Genomic DNA, 22,494 nt, shown 5'->3' with positions numbered 1-22,494 from the left:
AGCCGCAGATGCGATCAGATTAGGCCGGTGCCCGGTCCGTCCGGTCGTTGGCGCGCAGGAACTGCTCCAGCCCCGCCAGGTCGTCGGTGTTGACGTGGTCGACGTCGGCCGCGACCAGCTCGCGCCAGAGCGCGTCCCTCGCCGGGCCGGCCGCGTCGGGGGTGGCCCAGAACCGTACGCGCTGGCCGTCGCGGTGCGCGGTGGCCACGATCTGGCGAAGCTTGTCCCGCTCGGCGGCCGGCATCTCGCCCACGCCGGTCCAGGTGAAGTGGTTGGTCCAGTTGTCGCTGATCAGCGGGATCAGGCCCGGGTTGCCCTGGCCGAGGTCGGACAGGCGGCCGTCGTAGAAGGCGCGGCGCCGCTCCTGGGCCGCCATCAGCTCGCGCGGTCGGTCACCGCTGATCACGACGGTCACCGCACCGGGCTTGACCTTGCCCTTGTGGTAGGTGGTGAGCATCTTGTCGTAGGTCCGCAGCACCTTGTCCAGCTCGGTGTAGGTCGCGGCGCCGTTGTTCTTGATGTCCACCAGGAGCTGGAGCTGTTGGCGGCTGCCGGGGTAGACGCTGCCGTGGCGGACGCGCCGGGCCAGCGGGTCGAGGTAGAGGGACTGAAGCGTACGTCCAGGGCGCAGGTCCTCGGGGTCGTGCCCGACGCGCAGCTCGCCGTCCACCAGGTAGATGTCGGCCTCGACGCTGGTGAAGCCGTGGTCGAGCGCGTCAAGGAGCGGGCGCTCGTGCTCGTAGTCGTTGTGCGCGTGGGCACGGGGAAGGGGCTCGACGGCCGTGGCGGCGGCGGGGAGGGCCGTCAGCAGCAGGGCTCCGGCGGCGACCAGCACGCCCAGGGCTCGACGCAACATCACATCTCCATCCGTAAGGGGATGATCGCGACGCTATCCGGTAAAGGTGTGACTGGAGTGACGTTCGGCTGAACAGCCTCCCGCCCTACCGGTCCACCGCGAACCGGCCCCTGATCTTGCCCAGTGTGAGGTGCCGGTCGCGGATGTCGGAGATCAACACGTACGCGACCAGCAGCAACCCCAGGCAGAGCACGTCGGCCGCCCACCAGGGGATCTCGGCGAGCAGCAGGTAGCCCTGGCCGTCGCTCAGCGAGCGGATCACGACCGTCACCACGACCACGACCAGCGTCACCAGCAACCACGTCCACCACCGCGGCAGGCTGCCCTTGTTCCACAGCCGTACCCGCCAGTTCATGAACACGGCCAGCATGCCGAGCAGTGCGCAGAAGCCGATCAGCCACCAGGGCAGGGCGAAGGCGGTCTGCTCGGCGATCTGCTCCTGGGTCGCGCGCAGCTCGGCCTCCGCCGCGCGCTGGGCCCGTACGGCGGCGTCGAGCTGTCGTTCGAGCTGGGCCACGCTTTTCTGCTCGCGCGGGGTCGGCGTGGCGTCATCCGTCGGCAGCATCCGCGTCACGACCGTCAGCATGATCGCGACGAACGACAGCGCGAGCACGATGGCCATGAACAGGTCGATGAAGCGCAGGTCGAGCGGCGGCGCGAACGACCTGACGGCCCGCTTCCTCACTGCTCCCTCACCAGCGTGTACCGCTGCGGACGGCTCTCCACGGCGCTGAGCCGCTCGACCGCGGTGCGCAGCGCGTCGAGCCCCTTGACCAGTTCCTCCGTCCGGCCTCTGGACATGGCCAGCTCGTGCGTGAGCCCCTTCAGATCGGGACCTGTCTGGGCGAGCGGGCCGGCCTGCCGGGTGGGCAGCCGCGCGAGGTAGACCAGGAACACCTCGTCGGCCGCCGCCACCCCGGCCCGCTCGGCCCGCTCGACCAGGCTCATGGCGCCGAACGCGAGCACGCTCAGGAACAGCGCGATCATGGTCACGCCGAACGCCGAGGCCAGCTCGGGCAGCACGTGCTGCTTGAGCGCGGCGATCAGCACGCCGGTGTCGCCCTGGCTGTCGAGCGCGTTGGAGAACGAGCCCACCATCGCGGCCATCGTCAGCGCGGTGCCGATGAATCCGAAGACCGGCAGCGCCCAGATGAGCGCGTGGTCGAGATGGTGCTTGTTGGCCATCTCGCCCTCGTCCAGCGCGGAGCGGGCGCTCAGCACCGCCTCGCAGTCGCCCCCGGCGTCGGCCGCCTCCCTGAACAGCTTGAGCCGCCGCGCCACCAGCGTGTCCTCATTCGTCTTGACCGCCTGGACGCTCGCCACGGCCCGCGCGGTCGCGGCGCTCTCCCGCCTGATGTCCGGTACGGCCCTGACGATCCTGAGGATGGTGGTCAGGAACACCGCGATGATGAGCGTGACGATCAGCTCGGCCGCCACCGGAGCCGTGGTCGCCCCCACGAACTCCAGCAGCCCCTTCACCGCGCCGGACACCATCAGCACCCCGGACACCACGAGGCCCACGAGCGGCGCGAACACCGAATGACGCCAGTCGTACCTTGACACCCTTCAACCTCACTCCGGCCCACGAATTGTCAAGAACCAACCTAAGCACATACAAAGCAGTCTTTTGGTCACGGTGAGAGCGCGACTCCTCTCGCCGCGTAGCGCCACGACCCCGGGTCACCCCTCCGCGACCGGCCCGTTCTCCACAGACGGGGCCGCCCAAGAGCCCGCAAGACCCCCGGCGAGAACCTGGAGACCTGTTTCCGCCTCGCCGACTCAAGAGACAGGGGACGACAAGCAGACTCCGACGGAGGCCCGCCCTCGCGGCAGCCGTTGGCACCCCCGGTAGCCGCTGGTGCCCCACAGACACGAAACCGCCCCTTCCCTACGGCGTTTCCGCAGGTAAGAGGCGGTATGAAATGGTGGAGGTGGCGGGAATCGAACCCGCGTCCTTCAACCCCAGGTCAGGGCTTCTCCGGGCGCAGCCTGCTGTGTTTTTCTCAGCCCCGGCGATCACGCAGGCGAGTCGCCGACGGGCTCAGCCACTGTTAGGTTTCCCGATCTTCCCCGTGGCCGGGTCGAACGGTGGAGCCTTCTGATGATGCCAGACACCGGGCCGAAGGCACTCCCGGGCTGACAGTGGTTTCGCTACTTAGGCAGCGAGCGCCAGGGAGTCCCTGGCAGCCACAGTGCTCTTGGAATTGGCACTTGTTGTTTGCGGTCACAGGATTAACGAGGTTATGTCCGCAGTCCTCGGCCCGCTTCACCTGGCTTGCAAGGTCAAAGTCGAAGCCAGTCACCCCCTGTGCAGTTGTCAACCCGCCGTGGATCTCACGATCTGGGATCTGGCGATCTCCGGCGAGCAACATGAATGTACACGCGACAACACCATCAACGCCAACTTAATTCCCCGTGGCCGGGCATGGCGAAACCCCCGGGAGCGCGGCTCAAGGCACACGCTCCCGGGGGCCGACCGGCAGGGTCGAGCCGGTCCGGACGGCAGGACTTCCCCCGAGATGAAGTCCTGATCTCATCACGGCGACTGGGACCGCAACCCCCCGAGCGGGCCCAGTCACTCAGTAAGACGCCGTACGAGAGAGGGATGGTTGCTCCGTGTCACGACTTTTTCACGATGAGTTACCGAGGGCCGCGAAGAAGTCGCCCGCCACGGCTCCGGCGTCGTGGTTCTTCGCCAGCACCGCGATGGCCACATCGCCCTGCCAGCCGACGAACCAGGTCTGCTGATCTGCCGCCGTGGCCGTGATGCCGTAGACCCGGCCCTTGCCCCCCTGGGCGGGCGTGCTCGCCGCACCGGCCCGCATCATCGTCTGCAGCGTCGCTCGGACCTCCGGGTCGACCGGCACCGGGGCCGGCTGGATGGCCGGGGTCGGCTCGGCCGCCGGGTCGGGCGCCTTGGGGTTGGTCACCAGCACGGGCGGGCGCCAGGTGCCCGAGGCGACCGCCGCGGCCACCAGGGCCATGCCGAGCGGGCTCACCTGAACGTTCTGGCCCGCGATGGCCTTGGCCTTGTCGGCGTCGCTGTCGAGCTTCAGACGGCTGCCGCTGAACGACTTCAGCGGCAGCCGCCACGGCTGCCCCACCCCGAACGCCTGGGCGCTCTTGATCAGGTCGTCGGCCGTGACCCGGCGGGCCAGCGAGGCCAGCGCGGTCACGCAGCCCTTGGCGAAGTTCTCCTGGAACGAGGCCGACGTCGTGACGCCCGCCGCCTGCCCGACCTGGACGAACTTGGCCCCGCCCACCGTGCGCTCCTGCGGGCAGGCCAGCCGCTGCTTGGGGCTCACGCCCTTCTTGAGCAGCGCGTCGGCGGCCACGATCGAGAACGCCGTGCCGGCCGGGAACTTACCGGCCAGCGCGTCGCGCTCCTGGTGCAGGTTCTTGGTGCCGACCGCGAGGATCTCACCGGTGTCGCGCTGCACCGCCACCAGCGCGCTGGAGGGGGTGCCGGCCACCGCCTGCTCGGCGGCGGCCTGCGTGGCCCGGTCGATGGTGGTCTCGACCGGCACGTTCTGCCGCCCGGCCCACCTCTTCAGCTCGGCGACCTGCTCGCCGGTCTTGAGGTCGAGCGTGACGACCTTGGTCTCGGTGGAGCCGGTCAGGTAGTCCTGGTAGGCCTGCTGCAGGCCGCTCGTGCCCACCGAGTCACCGGCCCGCTGCGGCCCGCCGAGCTTCTGCTCGGTCTCGGGCGTGAGCGCGCTGACCATGCCCACGATCTGCCGGGGCGGGTCGGGGCTGACCGGCTGCGGCTGCCGGTCGACCTCGATCCCGGCGATGGCGTCGAGCTTCGGCTTGACCGCCTCGTAGCGCGAGCGCCCGAACGTCACCAGTTGCACGAACTTGTCGGGTGGCGACGACCTGACGCGGCTCAGCAGCCGGTCTTGGGCGTAGCCGGTGACCTCGGAGAGCTGCGCGACCACGCGCTCGGCCTGGTCGCCGAGCTTGGCCGGGTAGACGCCGGCCACATAGAGGTCGCGGTCGCTCTGCAGCGCGTCGCGGGCCCGGTCGACCACCGGCTGGCGCGCGTTGGGCTCGGTGTCGACCGCGAACCGCTGGCCCTCCTTGAGCTGCGGGTGCAGCACGGAGGGCGACCAGCGGACCTTCCACGCGCCGCCGACCAGGTGCAGCGGCAGCATGCCGTCGTACTCCCACAGGGGGTTGTTCTCCCCCAGGTCCACCTCGGCGTGGAAGGTGGCCTTGGACTCGGCGCCGGTCGTGCTGACGCCCGTGACCTTGAAGCGGAACGAGGCCGCGTCCAGCTCGAGCTTGGCGTCGGCCAGCGCCTTGCGCACGGTCGCCACGTCGCCGTCGGTGCGGCCGGCGGCCAGCTCGTAGTCTTCCGACTGCCAGCCCACGAGGAAGTCGCGCAGCGCGTCGTGCGGCGAGGGCTCCTCGAAGCAGCCGGTCAGCATGGTGCTCGCGACCGCCAGTGTGACGGTCGCGGCCAGGGTGCGGCGGGCGCGTGTCATGGGTGGAGATGCCGCCGTCTCATCGGTTGCGGTAGCGCAGGGCGCGGGCCATCTCCCGCTTGGCCTGCTGCTCCGCTAGCGACTGCCGTTTGTCCCAATCTTTCTTGCCGCGGGCGATGCCGATCTCGACCTTGGCCCGGCCGTCCTTGAAGTAGAGGGACAGCGGCACGATCGTCAGCCCGCCCTCCTTCGTCTTGGCGGCGAGCTTGTCGATCTCTTTACGGTGCAGCAGCAGCTTGCGCTTGCGCCGGGCCGCGTGGTTGGTCCACGTGCCCTGTGAATATTCGGGGATGTGCACGTTGAGCAGCCACGCTTCGTCCCCTTCGACGGTGGCGTAGCCGTCGACGAGCGAGGCGCGGCCCTCGCGCAGCGACTTCACCTCGGTGCCCTGCAGCACGAGACCCGCCTCGAAAGTGTCCTCGACGTGGTAGTCGTGCCGAGCACGTTTGTTCTGGGCGATGACCTTCCGCCCGGTCTCACGTGGCATGCTTCGACTTTACCGGCGACCGGGACGACGCCGACCCATGCGCACCGCTAGACCCTGAGGTAGCGACGCAGCGTCACGAACGAGGCCAGGATACAGATCACGACACCGATGATCATCGTGATGGTGATGGTCTGGGCCACGTCGTTCCAGCCGAGCTGGGCCGTGCCGAGGAAGCCGACGAGCCCGTCGAACAGGAAGACCTTCGCCGTGATCAGGATGACCGCCGCGAAGACCCCGCCCACGAGACCGGCGATGACGCCTTCCATGACGAAGGGAAGCTGGATGTAGAGGTTGGACGCGCCGACCAGCCGCATGATGCCCGTCTCCCTGCGCCGGTTGAACGCCGACAGCCGCACCGTGTTGCCGATCAGCAGGGCCGCCGCGAGCACCAGGATGATCGCCACGGTGAGCGCGGCGACCGCCAGTTTGTCGAGCATGTCGAAGAACGGGGCGATGAGCTGCTTCTGGTCCGTCACCTCGGCGACGCCCGGCTGCCCCTTCACCGCCTGGATCACCGACTGGTAGTTGTTGGGGTCCTGGAGCTTGATCCGGAACGACTCGGGAAGGTCGTCGACCTTCGTCGCGTTCACGAGCGCCTGGTTCGACGAGAACGACTCCTTGAAGTTCTCGTAAGCAGTCGACGCGTTCTCGAAGAACACCTCCGCGACGCCAGGGGTGCCCTTGATCAGCTCTTCGAGCTCCTTGGTCTGCGCGGGCGTGATCGCCTTGCCGTCACAGGCCGGCATGGCGCTCCCCTTCTTGCAGAGGAAGACCGAGATCTCGACCTTGTCGTTCCAGTAGGACTTCATCAGCCCGACCTGGCTGTTGATCATCAGGCCCACGCCCAGCATCGCCATGCCGACCGCCACGGTGATGATCACGGCGATGGTCATGGTCAGGTTGCGACGGAGGCCGATCCAGACCTCGGAGAAGATGAAATTCGCCCGCATGTTCTGTCTGCAGCTCCCTGTCAGTACGCCTGGCCGTAAACGCCACGCGACTGGTCACGGACGATCTTGCCGTCCTCCAGCTCCACGACACGCTTACGCATGGAGTCGACGATGGCGGCGTCGTGCGTGGCCATGACGACAGTGGTGCCAGTCCTGTTGATGCGGTCGAGCACCTTCATGATGCCGATGCTCGTCGCGGGGTCGATGTTGCCCGTGGGCTCGTCGGCCAGCAGGATCATCGGCCGGTTGACGAACGCGCGGGCCATGGCGACGCGCTGCTGCTCGCCGCCGGACAGCTCGTCGGGCATACGGTGGGCCTTGCCTTCCAGGCCGACCAGCTCGATGACCTCGGGCACCACCTTGCGGATGAACCGCCGTGGCTTGCCGATGACCTCGAGGGCGAACGCCACGTTCTCGTAGACGTTCTTGTTCGGGAGCAGCCTGAAGTCCTGGAACACGCAGCCGATGCGGCGGCGCAGGTGCGGCACCTTGAAGTTGGACAGGCGGGCCAGATCCTTGCCGGCGACGTGGATCGCGCCGGAGTTCGGCCGCTCCTCCTTCAGTACCAGGCGCAGGAACGTGGACTTGCCTGATCCTGAAGGACCGACGAGGAACACGAACTCACCCTTGTCCACGTCAACGGACACGTGGTCGAGGGCGGGCCGGTTCTGGTTCGCGTAGACCTTGGTGACATTATCGAAATGAATCACGAGAGCATCACGGCATGCCAGTCTAGGGGTCAGGACGGAAGCGAGGGTGGCACATGCCCACTTCCCGCCACCGGCCGATCGGAGGCGCGGTCTTTACCAATGATCGACGTTCCGATTGGCCAGACGACAGTCTAGGGGGAAGACTGGCATGGAAACGTCCATAACGGAAACAAAACGATTGTGCGGCTAGACTTGGGGCTGTCATGAGTTGCCAACACCTCGTATGCGCGCAGTGTGCCCACCCCGTGATCGAGGGGCGTTGCCCGGTCTGTCGCGCCAACAGAGAGCGGATGCACCACGGCTTCGCCGGGCTGTCACCCGCCCTCATCGCGCTGCTGGTCGTCGCCCTGCTCGTGCTGACCCTGGCGGTCGAGCACCTAAGCGGTCTCTGACTCCTGGCGACGCATCCAGCGGATCTCCGCCTCGATGAACCCGTCGAGGTCGCCGTCGAGCACGGCTGACGGGTTGCCGGCCTCGGTGCCCGTACGCAGGTCTTTCACGATCTGGTACGGGTGCAGCACGTAGTTGCGGATCTGCGTGCCCCACGACGTGGTCGTGGCGCCCCGCAGCTCCGACATCTTCTCGGCCTCCTCCTGCCGCTTGCGCTCGAGCAGCTTGGCCTGCAGCACGTTCATGGCCGTGGCCCGATTTTGCAACTGCGAGCGCTCGTTCTGGCAGGAGACCACGATGCCGGTCGGCAGGTGCGTGATGCGCACGGCCGAGTCGGTGGTGTTGACGCCCTGGCCGCCGGGGCCGCTGGAGCGGTAGACGTCGACGCGGATCTCGTCTTCGATGATGTCGATGTGGTCGGTCTGCTCGACGACCGGCACGATGTCGACCCCGGCGAACGAGGTCTGCCGCCGCCCCTGGTTGTCGAACGGGCTGATGCGGACCAGCCGGTGCGTGCCGTGCTCGCCGCGCAGCGTGCCGTAGGCGTAGGGGGACTTGATCGTGAACGTGGCCGACTTGATGCCGGCCTCTTCGGCGTAGGAGGTGTCGTAGACCTCGGTGGAGTAGCCCTTGCGCTCGGCCCACCGCAGGTACATGCGCAGCAGCATCTCCGCCCAGTCGGCCGCGTCGACGCCGCCGGCCTGGGAGTTGATCGTGACAAGGGCCTCGCGCGCGTCGTATTCGCCCGACAGCAGCGTGCGCACCTCCATCGCGCCGATGTCGGACCTCAGTGACTGGAGCTCCTTGTCGGCCTCGGCGCGCGTGTCGTCGTCGCCCTCCTCGGCCGCCAGCTCGTAGAGGACCGAGAGGTCGTCGAGGCGGCGCGCGACGCCGTCGACACGGTTGAGCTCGCCCTGGAGGTGGGAGAGCTTGCTGGTGACCTTCTGGGCCTGGTCGGGGTCGTCCCACAGGTCGGGCGCGGCAACCTGCTGCTCCAGCTCCGCGATCTGCTTGCGCATCGCGTCGAGGTCGAGCACGTCCTGGATGCTGCGGAGCGTGCCCCGAAGCTCGTTGATCTCTTCTGCCGGATCGATGCCTGCCACGTCTCCCAAGGGTACGCGACCCCCGCGCACCCGAATAACATGGCGAGGTGCGTGCATACGGTCGGCGGAAGGCGCTGGCGCTCGCCGCCGGCCTGCTCGCCGCGGCGACCGCCTGCTCAGGCGGTGCCCAGCCGCCGCCCGCGACGCCTGCGGCGTCGGCCTCGCCGAGCCCTTCGGCCTCCCTCGACGAGCCGGCCGTCACGCGGTCGGAGGCCGCCGAGGCGTTCGACGCGGTCACCGTCACCGACGACCTGCTCCGCGTGTCGGCCGGGCGCGAGGGGCAGGACGAGCTCGAGGGGCGCCTGGCGATGGCGCTCGACCAGATGGTGGGCGGCCAGTGGCAGCTCTCCGTGGCGGCCTTCCTGTCCACCGGCTACGCGCCGCCGCGCTATCAGTGGGGCCCGCCGACGTTGTTCGTGCCGCGCTTCCCGCAGGAGGAGCAGGCGCCGTGGTTCAGCGCGCTGGCGACGCGCGACGGGCGGCCGACGCTGCTGACGTTCGCCAGGTCCGACCGCTGGCGGCTCAGTTCGATGGCCGAGCTTCTGCCGGGGCAGGAGCTGCCCGCGATCAAGCTCGACGCCGACGGCTACGCCTCGGTGGTGGCGTCCGACGACAAGACCGTGACGATCAGCCCGCAGTTCATCGGCCCTGTGCACGCCAGCGTGGCCGAGACGGGCACCGCGGGGGTCACGGCCGGCCTGCTCGCCACCGGCCCCTACACGACCGACGTGGCCGAGCAGATCGCCGCGCACCGCGAGCAGGCCAAGAGCGACGGGTTCAGCTACGACTCGATCTTCAGCGCCGAGAGCTTCCCCGTCTACGCCCTGCGCACCGAGGACGGCGGCGCGCTGATCCAATACTCGCTGTCCCGCACCACCTCCACCACGACCAAGACGGCCGAAGACGACTACATCTCGGTCCCCGAGCCGGCCAGGTGGGCGATCAGCACGCCGGTGCTGCGGCGCAACCTCAGGCTCATCGAGACGCACCAGTACGCCACCGCGGTCCCCCCGCTCACCGCCCCCGCCGCGGCGCCCGTGATCGCCCACGACGGCGCGCTCACCCGGGCCACCGGCCAGTAGCCGCCGGGTCTTTGACCGATCCGGCATTAGTCAACTACGGTTGCTAACATGTCGGCTGACGAGCTTCCCGTTCCCCAGGAACCCGCCGACGCGCTCGCGGCGGTGGCGGCCCTGCGGCGGCTGGCCGACCAACTGGAGAACGCGGCGGTCGAGCAGGCGATGCGGGCGGGCTGGAGCTGGCCCCAGGTCGCCGAGGCCCTCGGGGTCACGCGCCAGGCGGTCCACAAGAAACACGCCAAGCGGCTGATCTCGGCCGGGGTCACGCTGAGGAGGCGACAGTGAGCGCGATCGACCACTACATCAACGAGGTCATGGAGGTGGGCGCGGGCGAGGCCAGGGCCGACGGGTCGGCGGCGGTCGAGGCGCACCACCTGCTGCTGGGCATCGCCGCCCATGGCGACACGGCGGCCCGCACCGCCCTGGCGACGGCCGGGCTCGACCGCGCGGCGCTCCGCGCGGCACTCGACCGGGAGTTCGAGCACAGCCTGAACGCCGTCGGGGTCTCGCCCGGCGCCCTGTCCCTCCCGAGCCCGGCCCCCGACCCCGACCGGCGGCCCGGCATGGGGGCCTCGGTCCGGCTCGCGCTCGAACGGGGCTTCGCCCGCGTCGGCCGCAAGCGCGACCTGCGGCCCGCCCATGTGCTGCTCGGGGTCCTGGAGGCGGAGGTCGGCACCGTCCCGCGCGCCCTCGCCCTGGCGGGCGTGGACCGGGCGGAGCTGATGACCGCCGTCCACCGGGCCGCCGACGCCTCGCCCTGGTGAACCGCCGCGCCTGGTGACCTGGGCACTCGCCCTGGTGAACCGCCGCGCCTGGTGACGTGGGAACTTGCCCTGGTGACCCGCGGGCTCGCCCGGTGAAGAGGCCGCGCGGCCGCCCCGTACGGGCCTGTGAGGTCCGCGTGAGCTGCCGGGCGCGGCGCCGGAGGGCGGTGGACGGGCCTGGAAGGCCCGCCCACGGCCCGAACGGCTACGCCTCCGTGTGGGGGAGGTTGCTGGACGCCACGAGCGTCCGGATGGCCCTCAGCGCCACCGACAGCGTGGCCAGGTCGAAGTGGTCGCTCTCCCAGATCTCCGACAACGTCTGCCTGGCCCGCGCGACCGCCGCCGAGTTGGCCTCCGACCAGCGCGCCAGCCGCTCCTCCGGAGACAGCCCCGGCTTGCTGTGCGCCAGCACGTCGCGGGTGAGCGAGGCGTGCGCGGCGTACAGGTCGTCGCGCAGCGCGGAGCGGGCCATCGAGTTCCACCGGTTGTCACGGGGCAGCGCGATGACGCGTTCGCGCAGCCGGGCGATCTGCAGCCGGTCGGCCAGGTCGAAGTAGACCTCCGCCACCTCGCTGACCGGCCGCTCCGCCAGGGACGCGATCTCCACCAGATCCAGCGTCGAGTACGCCGGCACCATCCCGGACACCCGCTCGGCCAGCTCCACCGGCACCCCGCGGGCCACGAACGAGTCGCGGCGCTCCTCGTACGCGCTCAGGTCGGGCCCGGTCAGCAGCTTCGGGACGTAGGCGGGCAGCCCGTTGACCCCCTTCAGGAAGAAGCTGACCGACCCGGCCAGGTCCAGCGGCGGCCGGCGGTTGATCAGCAGCCACCGGGTGCCGCGCTCGGCCAGCTTGCGGGCCTCCAGGAGCATGGCGATCTGGGTGGCGGTGTCGACCTGGTCCTCCAGCGACTCCACGGCCCGGTAGAAGCTCGACAGGTCGAAGACCTCCCGCGCCACCAGGTACGCCCGCACGATGTCGGGCGTCGAGGCCCCCGTGTCCTCCCCGAAGCGGTACATGAACGTGGTGCCCGCCGAGTTGACCAGCTCGTTCACCACGCAGGTGGTGATGATCTCGCGGCGCAGCGGGTGCTCGTCCATGTACGTGCGGAACCGCTCCCGCAGCGCCGACGGGAAGTACGACACCAGCCACGAGGCCAGGTAGGGGTCGTCGGGCAGGTCGGAGCCCAGCAGCTCGGCGTCGACCACCAGCTTGGTGTAGGCCAGCAGCACCGAGAACTCCGGCGCGGTCAGCCCCAGCTTGGCCTGGCGCCGCTCGGCCAGCGTCTTGTCCGAGGGCAGGAACTCCAGCTCCCGGTTGACCAGCCCGTCGCGCTCCAGCTTGCGCAGGTAGCGGGCGTGGATGTGGAGCATGTCGACGGCCTGGTCGCGGGCGACGGCGAGCACCACGTTCTGCGCGTAGTTGTCGCGCAGCACCAGGTCGGCGACCTCGTCGGTCATAGAGGTGAAGACCTGGTTGCGCTGCTTGTCGGTCAGCTCACCGTCGCGTACGACCTGATCGAGCAGGATCTTGATGTTCACCTCGTGGTCGGAGGTGTCCACGCCGGCCGAGTTGTCGATGAAGTCGGTGTTGACCAGCCCGCCGTTGAGCGCGAACTCGATCCTGGCGAGCTGCGTGAGCCCGAGGTTGCCGCCCTCGCCGACGACCTTGCAGCGCAGCGCGGCGGCGTCGACCCGGAGTGCGTCGTTGGCCTTGTCGCCCACGTCGGCGTTGGACTCGGAGCCGCCCTTGACGTAGGTGCCGATGCCGCCGTTCCACAGCAGGTCGACAGGGGCCCGCAGGATGGCGCTGATCAGGTCGTTCGGCGCCATCGAGTTGACGTGCGCCGTGATGCCGAGCGCCGCGCGCATCTGGGGCGTGATGTGGATGGACTTGGCCGTACGCGGGAAGACGCCGCCGCCGGGCGAGATCAGCTCGGCGTCGTAGTCCTCCCAGGAGCTGCGCGGCAGCTCGAACAGGCGGCGCCGCTCGGCGAACGTGCGGGCGGCGTCGGGCGCCGGGTCGACGAAGATGTGCCGGTGGTCGAACGCGGCCACCAGCCGGATGTGCCGCGACAGCAGCATGCCGTTGCCGAACACGTCGCCCGACATGTCGCCGATCCCGGCCACCGTGAAGTCGGCGTTCTGGACGTCGACGCCCATGGTGCGGAAGTGGTACTTGACCGACTCCCACGCGCCGCGGGCGGTGATGCCCATGGCCTTGTGGTCGTAGCCGATCGAGCCGCCGGAGGCGAAGGCGTCGCCCAGCCAGAAGCCGTACTCCTTGGCCACGCTGTTGGCGATGTCGGAGAAGGTGGCGGTGCCCTTGTCGGCGGCGACCACGAGGTAGGTGTCGTCGCCGTCGTTCCTGACCACGTCGGGCGGGGGCACGACCTTGCCGTCCACGAGGTTGTCGGTGACGTCGAGCAGGCCGGAGATGAACATCCGGTAGCAGGCCACGCCCTCGGCGAGGAGGTCCTCCCGCCTGCCGGACCTCGGCGGGCGCTTGACGACGAACCCGCCCTTGGAGCCGGTCGGCACGATGACGGTGTTCTTCACCATCTGCGCCTTCACCAGCCCGAGGATCTCCGTACGGAAGTCCTCCATGCGGTCCGACCACCGCAGCCCGCCCCGTGCCACCTTCCCGAACCGGAGGTGCACGCCCTCGACCCGCGGCGAGTACACGAAGATCTCGAACTTCGGCCGCGGCAGGGGCAGCACGCTGATGGCCTCGGGGTCGAACTTCAGCGAGATGTACGGCTTGCGCGCGCCGTCGACCGTCTGGAAGTAGTTGGTGCGCAAGGTCGCCTGGATCATCTCCAGGTACGCCCGCAGGATCCGGTCCTCGTCGAGCGAGACCACCTCGTCCAGCGCCCCGAGTATCTCCTCGGTGAGCGCCTCGACGAGGTCGACCCGCACGTCCTCGGCCCGCCGCGGGTCGAGCTTGGCCTCGAACAGGCGCACCAGCAGCCGCGCCACCCGCACGTTGTCCCTGAGCACCCGCTCCATGTACGGCTGCGAGAACGTGCTCCCGGTCTGGCGCAGGTATTTGGCGTAGACGCGCAGGATCTCGACCTGTTCCCAGGTCAGCCCGGCCTTCAGTATCAGCGCGTTGAAGTCGTCGGCCTGCACCCGCCCCTGCCACAGGGCGGTGAGCCCGTCCTGGAAGAGCCGCTTGAAGTCGTTCCTGTCCACCTCGTCGGTGGGGGCGTGGCGGAGCCCGAAGTCGTAGATCCAGGCGTTCTTGGTGGCGGGGTCGTTGTCCCGGTCGATCTCGTAGGGGCGTTCGTCCACGACCTCGACGCCGAGCCGCTGGATCAGCGGCAGCGCCTGCGACAGGGAGATGGGCGAGCCGACTTTGTAGATCTTCAGCCGCCGCTCCCCGTCGGTCGCGTCGTACGGCTCGTACAGGTTGATCCCGACCCGGTCCCCGTCGCCGCCCGCCTCGGCCAGCTCCTCCAGCCGCCGCAGGTCGACCACGGCCACCTGGGGCGGGAAGTCGGCCTTGTAGCCCTCGGGGAAGGCCGAGGCGTAGCGCCTGGTCAACGGGGGCGCCTCCGCCTCGGAGGTCATCTCGCCCAGCGCGGTGGCCAGATCGTCCTCCCAGGAGCGGGTGATGGCGGCCAGACGCGCCTCCAGCTCCTCCACGTCCACGCCCGGGGGCGGGAGCGGCCTGCCGCGCTCGCCGCGCACGACCACGTGCAGCCGGGCGAGCACCGACTCGCCGATCATCGCGCTGTAGTCGAGCGACTTGCCGCCCAGGGCCTTGAGCAGCACCTCCTGCATCTTCAGCCGCACCTTGGTGGTGTAGCGGTCGCGCGGCAGGTAGATCAGGCACGAGATGTAGCGGCCGTAGTCGTCGCGCCGCAGGAACAGCTTGACCTGCTTGCGCTCGCGCAGCCGCAGCACGCCCAGGGCGATCGGTTCGAGCTGGTCGACCGAGGTCTGGAACAGCTCGTCGCGCGGGAACGTCTCCAGGATCTCGATGAGGTCCTTGCCGTCGTGGCTGTCGGGGGCCAGCCCGGCCTTGTCGAGCACCCCGGCGAGCTTGCGCCGCAGCACGGGGATACGGGAGATCGACTCGTTGTAGGCCACGTGGGTGAACAGGCCGAGAAAGCGACGCTCCCCGATCACCTCGCCCTCGGGGGAGAACAGCTTGACCCCGATGTAGTCGAGGTAGGTGGCCCGGTGCACGGTGGCCCTGGAGTTGGCCTTGGTGATGATCATGAGCTGCTTCTCGTGCGCCTTGGCCCGCATCTCGGCGGGCAGCGCGGCGAAGCTCTCCGAGCCGACCTTGTCGTCGCGCAGGATGCCGAGCGCCGCGCCGGGCAGCGCGCGCAGCGTCGCGCCCTCGGCGGTGTCCTCCAGGCGGTACTCCCGGTAGCCGAGGAAGGTGAAGTGCCCGTCGGCGAGCCAGCGCAGCAGGTCGAGGCTGTCCTCGACCTCCGCGGGCTCCAGCGGCGGCGGGTTCATGCTGAGGTCTTCCGCGGTCTGCACGGCCAGGGCGTGCATCTTGGCGAAGTCTTCGACCGCGTAGCGTACGTCGCTGAGCACCCGCTGCAGGTCGGTCTCGATGCCCTTGAGCGTCGTGGGGTCGGACTGGCGGTCGATCTCGATGTGGATCCACGACTCGACCAGCACCTGGCCGGTCACGTCCTCCTGGCCGCGGCCGAGCATCCGGCCGGTCATGTCGCGGCGCACCCGCATCTGCGGGTGGACCACCAAGTGGATGCCGAGGTCGTGCCGGTCGAGCTCCATGGTGACCGAGTCGACCAGGAACGGCATGTCGTCGGTGACCACCTCGACCACGGAGTGGCCGGGGTCCCAGCCGTTCTCCTCCAGCGTCGGGGTGTAGGCCCTGACCACCGCCCGGCCCTGCGGCCGCACCTCGGCGAGCTTTCTCTGGGACATCGCGGGGCCATAGACGTCAACGGGGTTGCGGTCGAGCAAGTCCTCCGGCGCGACATGTCGATAGTAGAGCCGCAGGAAGGACAGCGCCTCGTCGGCGCTCACATGCTCGTTGCCGGCCGCGCATCTGTCCGCGGCTCGCTGGAGCAGCTCATCCTTGGCCTCGTCGAGCGGCATTTCGCTCTCACTCCTTTGTGAGGGTTTGCCATATTTGTTCATAGCCAGGCTCTAAGTTCCCAAAGCAGCGGAAAGTAGTGCAGGCGTGTCCTACCGCGAAGGTAGGGGGCACCGGTCGAGCCGCCTGTGCCCGACTTGGTGCCGATCTGGCGTTCGACCATCTGGACGTGCCGCATCCGCCACAACGCGGCGGTCTCGTCGTGCGTCAGCAGGTCTTCGGCCAGTTGCCACAGGTCGTCGTAAGACCCGCGGTCTCTCGCCACGGCCAGCAGCGAGCCCATGATCTCGTCGTCGGAGACCGGCAGGCCACGCTGGGAGAGGGCAGCCACATAAGCATCCCACAGCGTGGGCTCGGCGAGCCGGCGGCGCAGCCGGGCGAGCTCCGCCTCCCCCGCGTGCCTGAAGGTGCCGAGATAGCGCTCGTCCTTCAGCCCCGACAGGAACTCCAGCTCGCGGAACTGAACCGACTGGAACCCGCTGGCGGGCTCCAGCTTCGCGCGGAAGGCCAGGAAGTCCTGGGGCGTCATCGTCTCCAGCACGTCGACCTGCCCGATCAGCACCCGCTCTACCACGTGCACCCGCCGGAACAGATGCCTGGCCCGCCACAGCTCCCCCGCGAACATGGCCTCGCGGGCGGCCTCCAACTCGTGGAGCAGCAGCTTGAACCACAGCTCGTAGACCTGGTGAATCGTGATGAAAAGCAGCTCGTCGGGAGCCTCCGACTCCGGCCGCTGCTGGTCGAGCAGCTCCGGCAGCCGCAGATAGCCACCGTACGAGAGCCGACCACCCTCCTCGCCGAACCGACGGCTCGGGGGGCCGGGCGCATCACCATCGACGCCCACCGAACACCTCCCCCTTGACCGCCCGGCCATTCGGGACCGGGCGCAACGCCTCGCGATACCGATATCACCCGAAAAGGGGATAGACGTCAACGTGACATCGACATCGGTGGATCGTCGCCTGACGTCGAGGAGGGGTCGTTCTTGAGCTCGTCGAGCCGGTCGGGCAGCTCGGTGAACTCGATCAGCTCCGCCTGGCACTGCTCACAGTCGTCGAGGTGGCGTTCGAAGGCCTCGTGCTCCTCTTCGTCGAGGACGCCGAGGGCGTAGGCGGCCACCCCGTCGTGCATCAGCCGGCTACCCCCTTGTCCCGCAGCAGTTCGCGGAGTGCGCGGATCCCGTAGTAGAGCCGGGACTTGACCGTGCCCGGAGGGATCCCCAGAATCTCCGCCGCTTCACTTATCGTACGGTCTCTGAGGTAGGTCTGCTCAATGACTTCGCGGTGTTCTTCGGACAGCGATCGGAGCGCGTCCGCGACGACCATCGCCGATAACGCTCGCTCCGACCCGTCCGGGACCGACATCATGTCGGCTTCCGGCGGCTCGACCTCCTGAGGCCGGACGCTCTTCCGCCGACGACCATCGATGACTATGCGGCGGGCCACGGTAAGCAGCCACGCCCAAATAAGGCTCGGTTCCCATTGCAGTCTTGCCGAGTTTCGCCAGGCCCTGACTATCGTCTCCTGCACAACGTCTTCAGCCCACTGAAGGTCGTTACCTGTTGATTTGCGTACGTGGCGCAGCAGAGGGCCGCCGAACTCCTGGTAAAGCACCGCGATGCGGTACTCCGCCTCGGCATCCGCACTCTCGAACCTGCCGTCGAGGTGACCTAGCACGGGGCACATCTTTACACCTTCGTTATCCAAGCGGTAGCCACTCCGATAACTCCAGTCATTTCTAACTATCTCCGGCCATAGGTGAACCCGGGGGGAGACGGCCGCGTACCTCCGACCATGCACAGGCTTTTGCGCGGCGAGTTGTTCATGCTCGGCGGCTTCGTCGTAGCCGCCGCCGTGACGATCGCGCTGGTCATGCCGCCGGCCATCGATCCCGCGGCCGCCCAGTGGACGCAGACCTCGACGGGGCCGCTCACGGCCGCCGACCGCGATCTGCTCGTCAAGGTACGCCAGGCGGGCCTGTGGGAAATGCCCGTCGGCGAGTACGCCCAGACCCGCGCCGAGTCCCAGCGCGTCAAGGAAGTCGGAAAGCTGATCATGGAGGAGCACAGGGACCTCGACCTGATCACCCGCCAGACCGCGAAGAAGCTGGGCGTGGCGCTCCCCGACGAGCCCAACCCCGACCAGCAGCGCTGGATGGCGCAACTCGCGGCCGAGAGCGGGCCGGCCTTCGACAAGGACTTCGCGAACCTGTTGCGTGCCGCGCACGGAAAGGTCTTCACCGTCGTGGCGGGCGTGCGGTCCGGGACGCGGAACTCCGAGATCAGGAAGTTCGCGCAGGAAGGCATCAACTACGTGATGCGCCACATGGCGTACCTGGAATCCACCGGCCTGGTCGACCACGGCCAGTTGCCCGAACCCCCGACGCCCTCACCTGCTCCACCCGTCGCACTGGCGGTTGAGAAGAGGAGACATTCATGAGGAGATCCAGACGCATGGCCGCGGCCGTGTCCGCGCTGGCCGTGGCGGCGACCGGCCTGGTGTCGGCGGCCGTCATCGGCGTGGGCCCGGTCCTCGCCGACCACTGTGACCCCGCGGAAGCCACCCGGTCCCCCCAGCCCCGCCAGTCCCAACCGCAGAACGATCAGCCAGACCAGGGCCGGCAGGACCAAGGCGGCCAGCAGGACCAAGGCCAACAGGATCAGGGCCAGCAGAACCCTGGTGGCCAGCAGGACCAGGACCAGAGTCAGCAGGGCCAGGACCCCCAGCAGGACCCCCAGCAGGACCAGCAGGCGCCCCAGGGCGGCGGCGTGGCGGTGGACCCGATCCGGTCGCCGGACGCCGAGGCCCCGCAGACGCGGGCCCCGAACACGCAGGCCCCGGACACGCAGGCGCCCGAGGCGGACGCTCCCGCGGCTCAGCCCGAGGAGGAGCCCTCCGCTCAGTCGCGCCGCCCCGGCGGCAACCAGCCCACCAGGACCGCCACCCCGGTCCCCAGCCAGACCCAGGACCCCGGCGACGGGCCCACCGAGGAGCCGACGGGCACCGCCTCCCCCACCGCGACCGCGACCGCCTCACCCTCCCCCACCGCGACCGGCGGCGACGAGGAGGAGTGCGCGGACCTGGGCCCGTTCCCCGAGGACTTCGTGGACATCCGCCAGGTGGCGCAGCGCCAGTCCGACGCGCGGCCCGGCGGGAACGGCTCACGGGGCACGTTCGTCTCGCAGTGCGGCACGAACCGCAACGGCCACCACAACCCCGACAACTTCATCGTCGCGCCCGGCGTGAGCAACGGGGCGCACCACCTGCACGACTACGTGGGCAACCTCTCGACGGACGCGTTCTCGACCGACGAGAGCCTCGCGGCGGCGGGCACGACCTGCCGCCAGAGCGACAGGTCCACGTACTTCTGGCCGGTGCTCAGGGACCGCAGGTCGGACGCGAACATCGATGACCCGGACGGCAACGTCGGCCAGGTGCTGCGGGCCCGCGCCGTGACGCTCCAGTTCCGCGGGAACGCCGCCGCCAGGGTGGTCGCGATGCCGAGGTTCCTCAGGCTCATCACCGGTGACGCCAAGGCGGCCACGAACGGCGCCGCCAACGCCCGCGCCGGGTGGAGCTGCTCGGGATTCCAAAATCGCATAAGTCCCGATAAATACACGCTTTGCCCGCGCGGCAGTCAGGTCCTTCGTATTCTGGACTTCCCTAGCTGCTGGGACGGCCAGAACACCGACAGCGCCAATCACCGCACACACGTGGTCTTCCCCGACCAGAGCGGCGCCTGTCCCCAGGGCACCAGGGCGATCCCCGCGCTGCGGATGACCCTCGCGTACAACGTGCCGCAGGGTCCCTCGTACGCCGTGGACGCCTTCCCCGAACAGAAGCACAACCCCATCACCGACCACGGCGACTTCGCCAACGTGATGCCGGACCGGCTGATGCAGTTCGTCGTCTCATGCATCAACCGGGGCCGCCGGTGCTGATCAGCGCGCTGATCAGCGGGGGCCGCGCGGGCCGTCCAGCCTTCCGAGTCGCACCCTCACCCGACCTTGGAGGGAAACACATGCTCCACAGACGACACCCCAGGCACGCCCCCGCCCTGCTGGACACCAGGAACGTCCGGCTGGGGGCGAGCGCCTCCGTCGCGGCCGTCCTGCTGTCGGCCTTCGCGCTGACCAGGACGGAACGCGGGATCGCGCTGCTCGGCCAAGGGATCGGCTTCCTCGAGTTCTACGCGGGCGTGTTCGCCCTGGTGCTGCTGACCGCGACCGTCGCGCTCGGCCTGCTCACCACCGAACGCGTCTTCCTGTCGCCGGCCAACCGGGTCAGGGCCCAGTTCGCGCACCGGGCCACCGCGCTCGTCGGGCTGGCGTTCCTGCTCACGCACATCACGCTCATGATCAGTCTGGGGCACGTGCCGCCGGGCGCGGCGGTCGTGCCGGTCGCCGGGATCTACGTGGGACTCGGGGCCCTGGCCTTCGACCTGATGGTCGTGGCCGTGGCGACGGGGATGGTCAGGGGGCGGTTCGCGACCAGGAGCAGGCCGTGGCTCTGGCGGATCCTGCATTCCGCCGCGTACGTGGCCTGGCCGGTCGCGATCATGCACGGGCTGACCGCCGGGCGTCCGCCGGCCGGTTGGGTGGCCTGGTCCTACGTGGCCTGCATGGCGGCGGTGGGCGGTGCGCTGGTCGTACGCGTGCTGGCCACGCTGCGCCGGCCGCTCGTCGTGCTCGACCGGGTCGAGGGGCCCGCCGTGACGTCCGCCGCCGCCGTGGGCGTACCGGCGGAGCGCCCGGCCAAGGTCCGCGTACCGGCAGCCGCGGCGGCCGGTGCCGCCAGGGCGAGGGCCGCGGGCGGGGTCGACGCGCCCGTGAGCCTCGCCGAGGCGCGGCGCAGATTCCGGGAGGCGGGATGAGCCCGTCCCCCGTCCCACAGGAGCTCGCGGTTCCCCAGGAGAAGGTGTGATTCCAGCTCGAGTGCCACGGGTGCTCCGCATGGGTCCGGCCCGGCTGACCGCCGGGCTCGACCACTGCCGGCGCCTGGACCTGCCCGCCCACCGCACGCTCCACGGCGTCATGGAGCCGCTGGAGCTGGGCGAGCTCATCTCGTACGCCAACGAGGTGGACATGCGCGGACGGGGCGGCGCGGCGTTCCCGTTCGCCCGCAAGCTGCGGGCCGTGGCCGACACGGCCGGTTCTGGAGGCGAGAGCGTCGTCCTGGTCAACGGCGCCGAGGGAGAGCCGGCCAGCTCCAAGGACGCCATGCTGCTCACCCGCAATCCGCACCTGGTGCTGGACGGCGCGGTGCTGGCGGCCGAGGCGCTGGGCGCCCGCGAGGTGGTCGTCGCCACGGCCGGCGGCGAGGTCGCCGAGGCGTCCGTCGCCGCGGCCGTGGCCGAGCGCCGGGCGGCCAACGTCTCGGGCGGCGCCGAGAGCCGCGTCCCGATCCGGGTGGTCGGGGTCGAGGAACGGTTCATCTCCGGCGAGGGCGGCGCGCTCGTCCGCGCGGTCAACGGGGAGGAGGGCATCCCGCCGGGCAGGAAACGGCGGGCCGCGGTCAGCGGCGTGGACGGGCTGCCGACCCTGCTGTCCAACACGGAGACGTACGCGCAGTTCGCCCTCCTGGCCGAGTACGGCCCGGAGAAGTACGCCGAGGTCGGCACCGGCAAGGAGCCCGGCACGATCCTGCTCACCGTCAGCGGCGGCGCGGCGCACGGCGCGGTCATCGAGACGCCCACCGGCACCCCGCTGGCCGACGTCCTCGCGCTGTGCGAGGCGGGGCCCGGCGACGGGGTGCTCGTCGGCGGCTACCACGGCGCGTGGCTGTCGCCGGAGGCCGTCCGGACGGCGGTGATCTCGCGCGAGGGCATGAAACTGGCCGGAGCCACGCTGGGCGCCGGGATCATCGTGCCGCTCGGCGAGTCCACGTGCCCGCTGGGCGAGGCCGCCAGGGTGGCCTCGTACCTGGCGGCCGAGTCGGCCGGTCAGTGTGGCCCCTGCCGGCTCGGCCTGCCGGACGTGGCGCGCGCCATCTGCGCCCTGGCCGAGGGCACGGGCTCGGTCGACGCGGTACGCCGCTCCGTACGCGTCGTCGAGCGCCGTGGGGCCTGCTTCCACCCCGACGGCACGGCCAGGTTCGTGCTGTCGGCGCTGGACGCGTTCGAGACCGAGATCGCCACCCACCTGGAGCACGGCTCCTGCGGCCGGCCGGTACGCGGCGTGCTGCCGATGCCCGAGCGCGCGGCCGAGCCCGAGTACCGGCTGGAGGTCGACTGGTCCCGCTGCCAGGGGCACGGGCTGTGCGCGCACCTGCTGCCGGAGTTCGTGGACCTGGACGACTACGGGTTCCCGTCGTTCAGGAAGGTCCCCGGCTTCATGGCCAGGGAGGCGCGGCGGGCGGTGGACATGTGCCCGGCGCTGGCCCTGCGGCTGGCGCAGACCACGAGTGACGCGCCCGCACCCGTGGGCTCGCCGTTGCGGCTGGTCAAGAACGGCGTGCTCAGGCGCGGCGGGGAGAGCGTGCCGCGGCTCACCCGGGTGGGCGGCGGTGCCCCGCGGATCTCCGGAGTGGGAGAGACGGCCCGCTGAGCGACGACGACAAGTGACGCATATTCCTGGGCCTCTTTCTGGG

At 69.8% G+C, this 22,494-nt stretch carries 19 protein-coding genes and 1 other RNA gene; 7 read left to right on the top strand and 13 right to left on the bottom strand.

From position 1 onward, the window contains the following. Positions 1 to 19 precede the first annotated feature (19 nt). The 9 genes from ABD844_RS07700 to prfB all read right to left on the bottom strand — a co-directional run bounded on the left by ABD844_RS07700 (position 20) and on the right by prfB (position 8,983). Entirely contained in the window at positions 20 to 856 is an 837-nt protein-coding gene (locus ABD844_RS07700; protein WP_344874409.1) for a phosphatidylinositol-specific phospholipase C/glycerophosphodiester phosphodiesterase family protein, read from the bottom strand. Positions 857 to 941: 85 nt separating this feature from the next. After that, positions 942 to 1,541 (bottom strand): hypothetical protein, encoded by a 600-nt coding sequence (locus ABD844_RS07695; RefSeq protein ID WP_344874408.1) that lies wholly within the window; start codon positions 1,539 to 1,541, stop codon positions 942 to 944. Beyond that, the gene (locus ABD844_RS07690; RefSeq protein WP_344874407.1) at positions 1,538 to 2,419 is read right to left on the bottom strand and encodes a hypothetical protein; all 882 of its coding nucleotides are present in this window, start codon (positions 2,417 to 2,419) and stop codon (positions 1,538 to 1,540) included. The genes ABD844_RS07695 and ABD844_RS07690 overlap by 4 nt, the downstream gene beginning before the upstream one ends. 360 nt (positions 2,420 to 2,779) lie before the next feature. Beyond that, positions 2,780 to 3,163: a transfer-messenger RNA gene (gene ssrA / locus ABD844_RS07685) on the bottom strand. Positions 3,164 to 3,486: 323 nt separating this feature from the next. Continuing rightward, positions 3,487 to 5,343 carry a penicillin-binding transpeptidase domain-containing protein gene (locus ABD844_RS07680; protein WP_344874405.1) on the bottom strand — a complete coding sequence of 619 codons (1,857 nt, stop codon included), beginning with the start codon at positions 5,341 to 5,343 and terminating at the stop codon, positions 3,487 to 3,489. A gap of 19 nt (positions 5,344 to 5,362) precedes the next feature. Next, positions 5,363 to 5,830, bottom strand: coding sequence for an SsrA-binding protein SmpB (smpB, locus tag ABD844_RS07675; protein ID WP_344874403.1), 468 nt, complete (start codon positions 5,828 to 5,830; stop codon positions 5,363 to 5,365). Positions 5,831 to 5,877: 47 nt separating this feature from the next. Beyond that, positions 5,878 to 6,780: a permease-like cell division protein FtsX gene (gene ftsX, locus ABD844_RS07670; protein WP_344874401.1), complete on the bottom strand. Its 903-nt coding sequence runs from the start codon at positions 6,778 to 6,780 to the stop codon at positions 5,878 to 5,880. A gap of 20 nt (positions 6,781 to 6,800) precedes the next feature. Beyond that, positions 6,801 to 7,490: a cell division ATP-binding protein FtsE gene (gene ftsE / locus ABD844_RS07665; RefSeq protein ID WP_020541427.1), complete on the bottom strand. Its 690-nt coding sequence runs from the start codon at positions 7,488 to 7,490 to the stop codon at positions 6,801 to 6,803. Between the two features lie 377 nt (positions 7,491 to 7,867). Next, a complete protein-coding gene (gene prfB, locus ABD844_RS07660; protein WP_344874399.1) occupies positions 7,868 to 8,983 on the bottom strand; it encodes a peptide chain release factor 2 in 1,116 nt (371 codons plus the stop codon). 47 nt (positions 8,984 to 9,030) lie between these two features. Between prfB and ABD844_RS07655 the strand changes: the two genes are divergently transcribed. Genes ABD844_RS07655 through ABD844_RS07645 form a run of 3 tightly spaced genes read left to right on the top strand, consistent with a single transcriptional unit; the run spans position 9,031 to position 10,826 of the window. After that, entirely contained in the window at positions 9,031 to 10,065 is a 1,035-nt protein-coding gene (locus ABD844_RS07655) for a DUF8094 domain-containing protein (RefSeq protein ID WP_344874397.1), read from the top strand. A gap of 48 nt (positions 10,066 to 10,113) precedes the next feature. Continuing rightward, positions 10,114 to 10,347, top strand: coding sequence for a hypothetical protein (locus tag ABD844_RS07650; RefSeq protein ID WP_344874395.1), 234 nt, complete (start codon positions 10,114 to 10,116; stop codon positions 10,345 to 10,347). Next, complete coding sequence (locus ABD844_RS07645; RefSeq protein WP_344874393.1) at positions 10,344 to 10,826, top strand: Clp protease N-terminal domain-containing protein; 483 nt, start codon at positions 10,344 to 10,346, stop codon at positions 10,824 to 10,826. The genes ABD844_RS07650 and ABD844_RS07645 overlap by 4 nt, the downstream gene beginning before the upstream one ends. Before the next feature lie 205 nt (positions 10,827 to 11,031). Here ABD844_RS07645 and ABD844_RS07640 read toward each other — a convergent pair whose 3' ends face one another. The 4 genes from ABD844_RS07640 to ABD844_RS07625 all read right to left on the bottom strand — a co-directional run bounded on the left by ABD844_RS07640 (position 11,032) and on the right by ABD844_RS07625 (position 17,592). Continuing rightward, positions 11,032 to 15,909, bottom strand: a complete 4,878-nt coding sequence (locus tag ABD844_RS07640) for an NAD-glutamate dehydrogenase (RefSeq protein ID WP_344874391.1) — start codon at positions 15,907 to 15,909, stop codon at positions 11,032 to 11,034. A 38-nt stretch (positions 15,910 to 15,947) separates the two neighbouring features. Further along, complete coding sequence (locus ABD844_RS07635; RefSeq protein WP_344874390.1) at positions 15,948 to 16,751, bottom strand: tryptophan 2,3-dioxygenase; 804 nt, start codon at positions 16,749 to 16,751, stop codon at positions 15,948 to 15,950. A gap of 86 nt (positions 16,752 to 16,837) precedes the next feature. Next, complete coding sequence (locus ABD844_RS07630; protein ID WP_344874388.1) at positions 16,838 to 17,038, bottom strand: zf-HC2 domain-containing protein; 201 nt, start codon at positions 17,036 to 17,038, stop codon at positions 16,838 to 16,840. Next, entirely contained in the window at positions 17,038 to 17,592 is a 555-nt protein-coding gene (locus ABD844_RS07625; protein ID WP_344874386.1) for a sigma-70 family RNA polymerase sigma factor, read from the bottom strand. Before ABD844_RS07625 ends, ABD844_RS07630 begins: the two co-directional genes overlap by 1 nt. Before the next feature lie 108 nt (positions 17,593 to 17,700). Between ABD844_RS07625 and ABD844_RS07620 the strand changes: the two genes are divergently transcribed. The 4 genes from ABD844_RS07620 to ABD844_RS07605 all read left to right on the top strand — a co-directional run bounded on the left by ABD844_RS07620 (position 17,701) and on the right by ABD844_RS07605 (position 22,451). Further along, complete coding sequence (locus tag ABD844_RS07620) at positions 17,701 to 18,345, top strand: DUF4142 domain-containing protein (RefSeq protein ID WP_344874384.1); 645 nt, start codon at positions 17,701 to 17,703, stop codon at positions 18,343 to 18,345. Beyond that, entirely contained in the window at positions 18,342 to 19,847 is a 1,506-nt protein-coding gene (locus ABD844_RS07615) for a DUF1996 domain-containing protein (protein WP_344874382.1), read from the top strand. The genes ABD844_RS07620 and ABD844_RS07615 overlap by 4 nt, the downstream gene beginning before the upstream one ends. Positions 19,848 to 19,927: 80 nt before the next feature. Further along, on the top strand, positions 19,928 to 20,779 hold the full coding sequence (locus ABD844_RS07610) for a ferric reductase-like transmembrane domain-containing protein (protein ID WP_344874380.1): 852 nt from the start codon (positions 19,928 to 19,930) through the stop codon (positions 20,777 to 20,779). A 46-nt stretch (positions 20,780 to 20,825) separates the two neighbouring features. Beyond that, entirely contained in the window at positions 20,826 to 22,451 is a 1,626-nt protein-coding gene (locus ABD844_RS07605) for an NADH-ubiquinone oxidoreductase-F iron-sulfur binding region domain-containing protein (protein WP_425568517.1), read from the top strand. The last annotated feature ends 43 nt before the right edge of the window (positions 22,452 to 22,494 follow it).

Source organism: Nonomuraea antimicrobica (assembly GCF_039536965.1).
In the GTDB taxonomy this organism is placed as follows: domain Bacteria; phylum Actinomycetota; class Actinomycetes; order Streptosporangiales; family Streptosporangiaceae; genus Nonomuraea; species Nonomuraea antimicrobica.
This window is presented reverse-complemented; position numbering and strand designations above follow the sequence as displayed.

What these genes read in the sequence shown, in the direction of transcription:
- ftsX (WP_344874401.1), bottom strand. Translation starts at nt 6,780, where the DNA reads ATGCGGGCGAATTTCATCTTCTCCGAGGTCTGGATCGGCCTCCGTCGC.
- ABD844_RS07680 (WP_344874405.1), bottom strand. Translation starts at nt 5,343, where the DNA reads ATGACACGCGCCCGCCGCACCCTGGCCGCGACCGTCACACTGGCGGTC.
- ABD844_RS07625 (WP_344874386.1), bottom strand. Translation starts at nt 17,592, where the DNA reads ATGTGCCCCGTGCTAGGTCACCTCGACGGCAGGTTCGAGAGTGCGGAT.
- ABD844_RS07630 (WP_344874388.1), bottom strand. Translation starts at nt 17,038, where the DNA reads ATGCACGACGGGGTGGCCGCCTACGCCCTCGGCGTCCTCGACGAAGAG.
- smpB (WP_344874403.1), bottom strand. Translation starts at nt 5,830, where the DNA reads ATGCCACGTGAGACCGGGCGGAAGGTCATCGCCCAGAACAAACGTGCT.
- ABD844_RS07610 (WP_344874380.1), top strand. Translation starts at nt 19,928, where the DNA reads ATGCTCCACAGACGACACCCCAGGCACGCCCCCGCCCTGCTGGACACC.
- ABD844_RS07615 (WP_344874382.1), top strand. Translation starts at nt 18,342, where the DNA reads ATGAGGAGATCCAGACGCATGGCCGCGGCCGTGTCCGCGCTGGCCGTG.
- ABD844_RS07640 (WP_344874391.1), bottom strand. Translation starts at nt 15,909, where the DNA reads ATGCCGCTCGACGAGGCCAAGGATGAGCTGCTCCAGCGAGCCGCGGAC.
- ABD844_RS07650 (WP_344874395.1), top strand. Translation starts at nt 10,114, where the DNA reads ATGTCGGCTGACGAGCTTCCCGTTCCCCAGGAACCCGCCGACGCGCTC.
- ABD844_RS07620 (WP_344874384.1), top strand. Translation starts at nt 17,701, where the DNA reads ATGCACAGGCTTTTGCGCGGCGAGTTGTTCATGCTCGGCGGCTTCGTC.
- ABD844_RS07700 (WP_344874409.1), bottom strand. Translation starts at nt 856, where the DNA reads ATGTTGCGTCGAGCCCTGGGCGTGCTGGTCGCCGCCGGAGCCCTGCTG.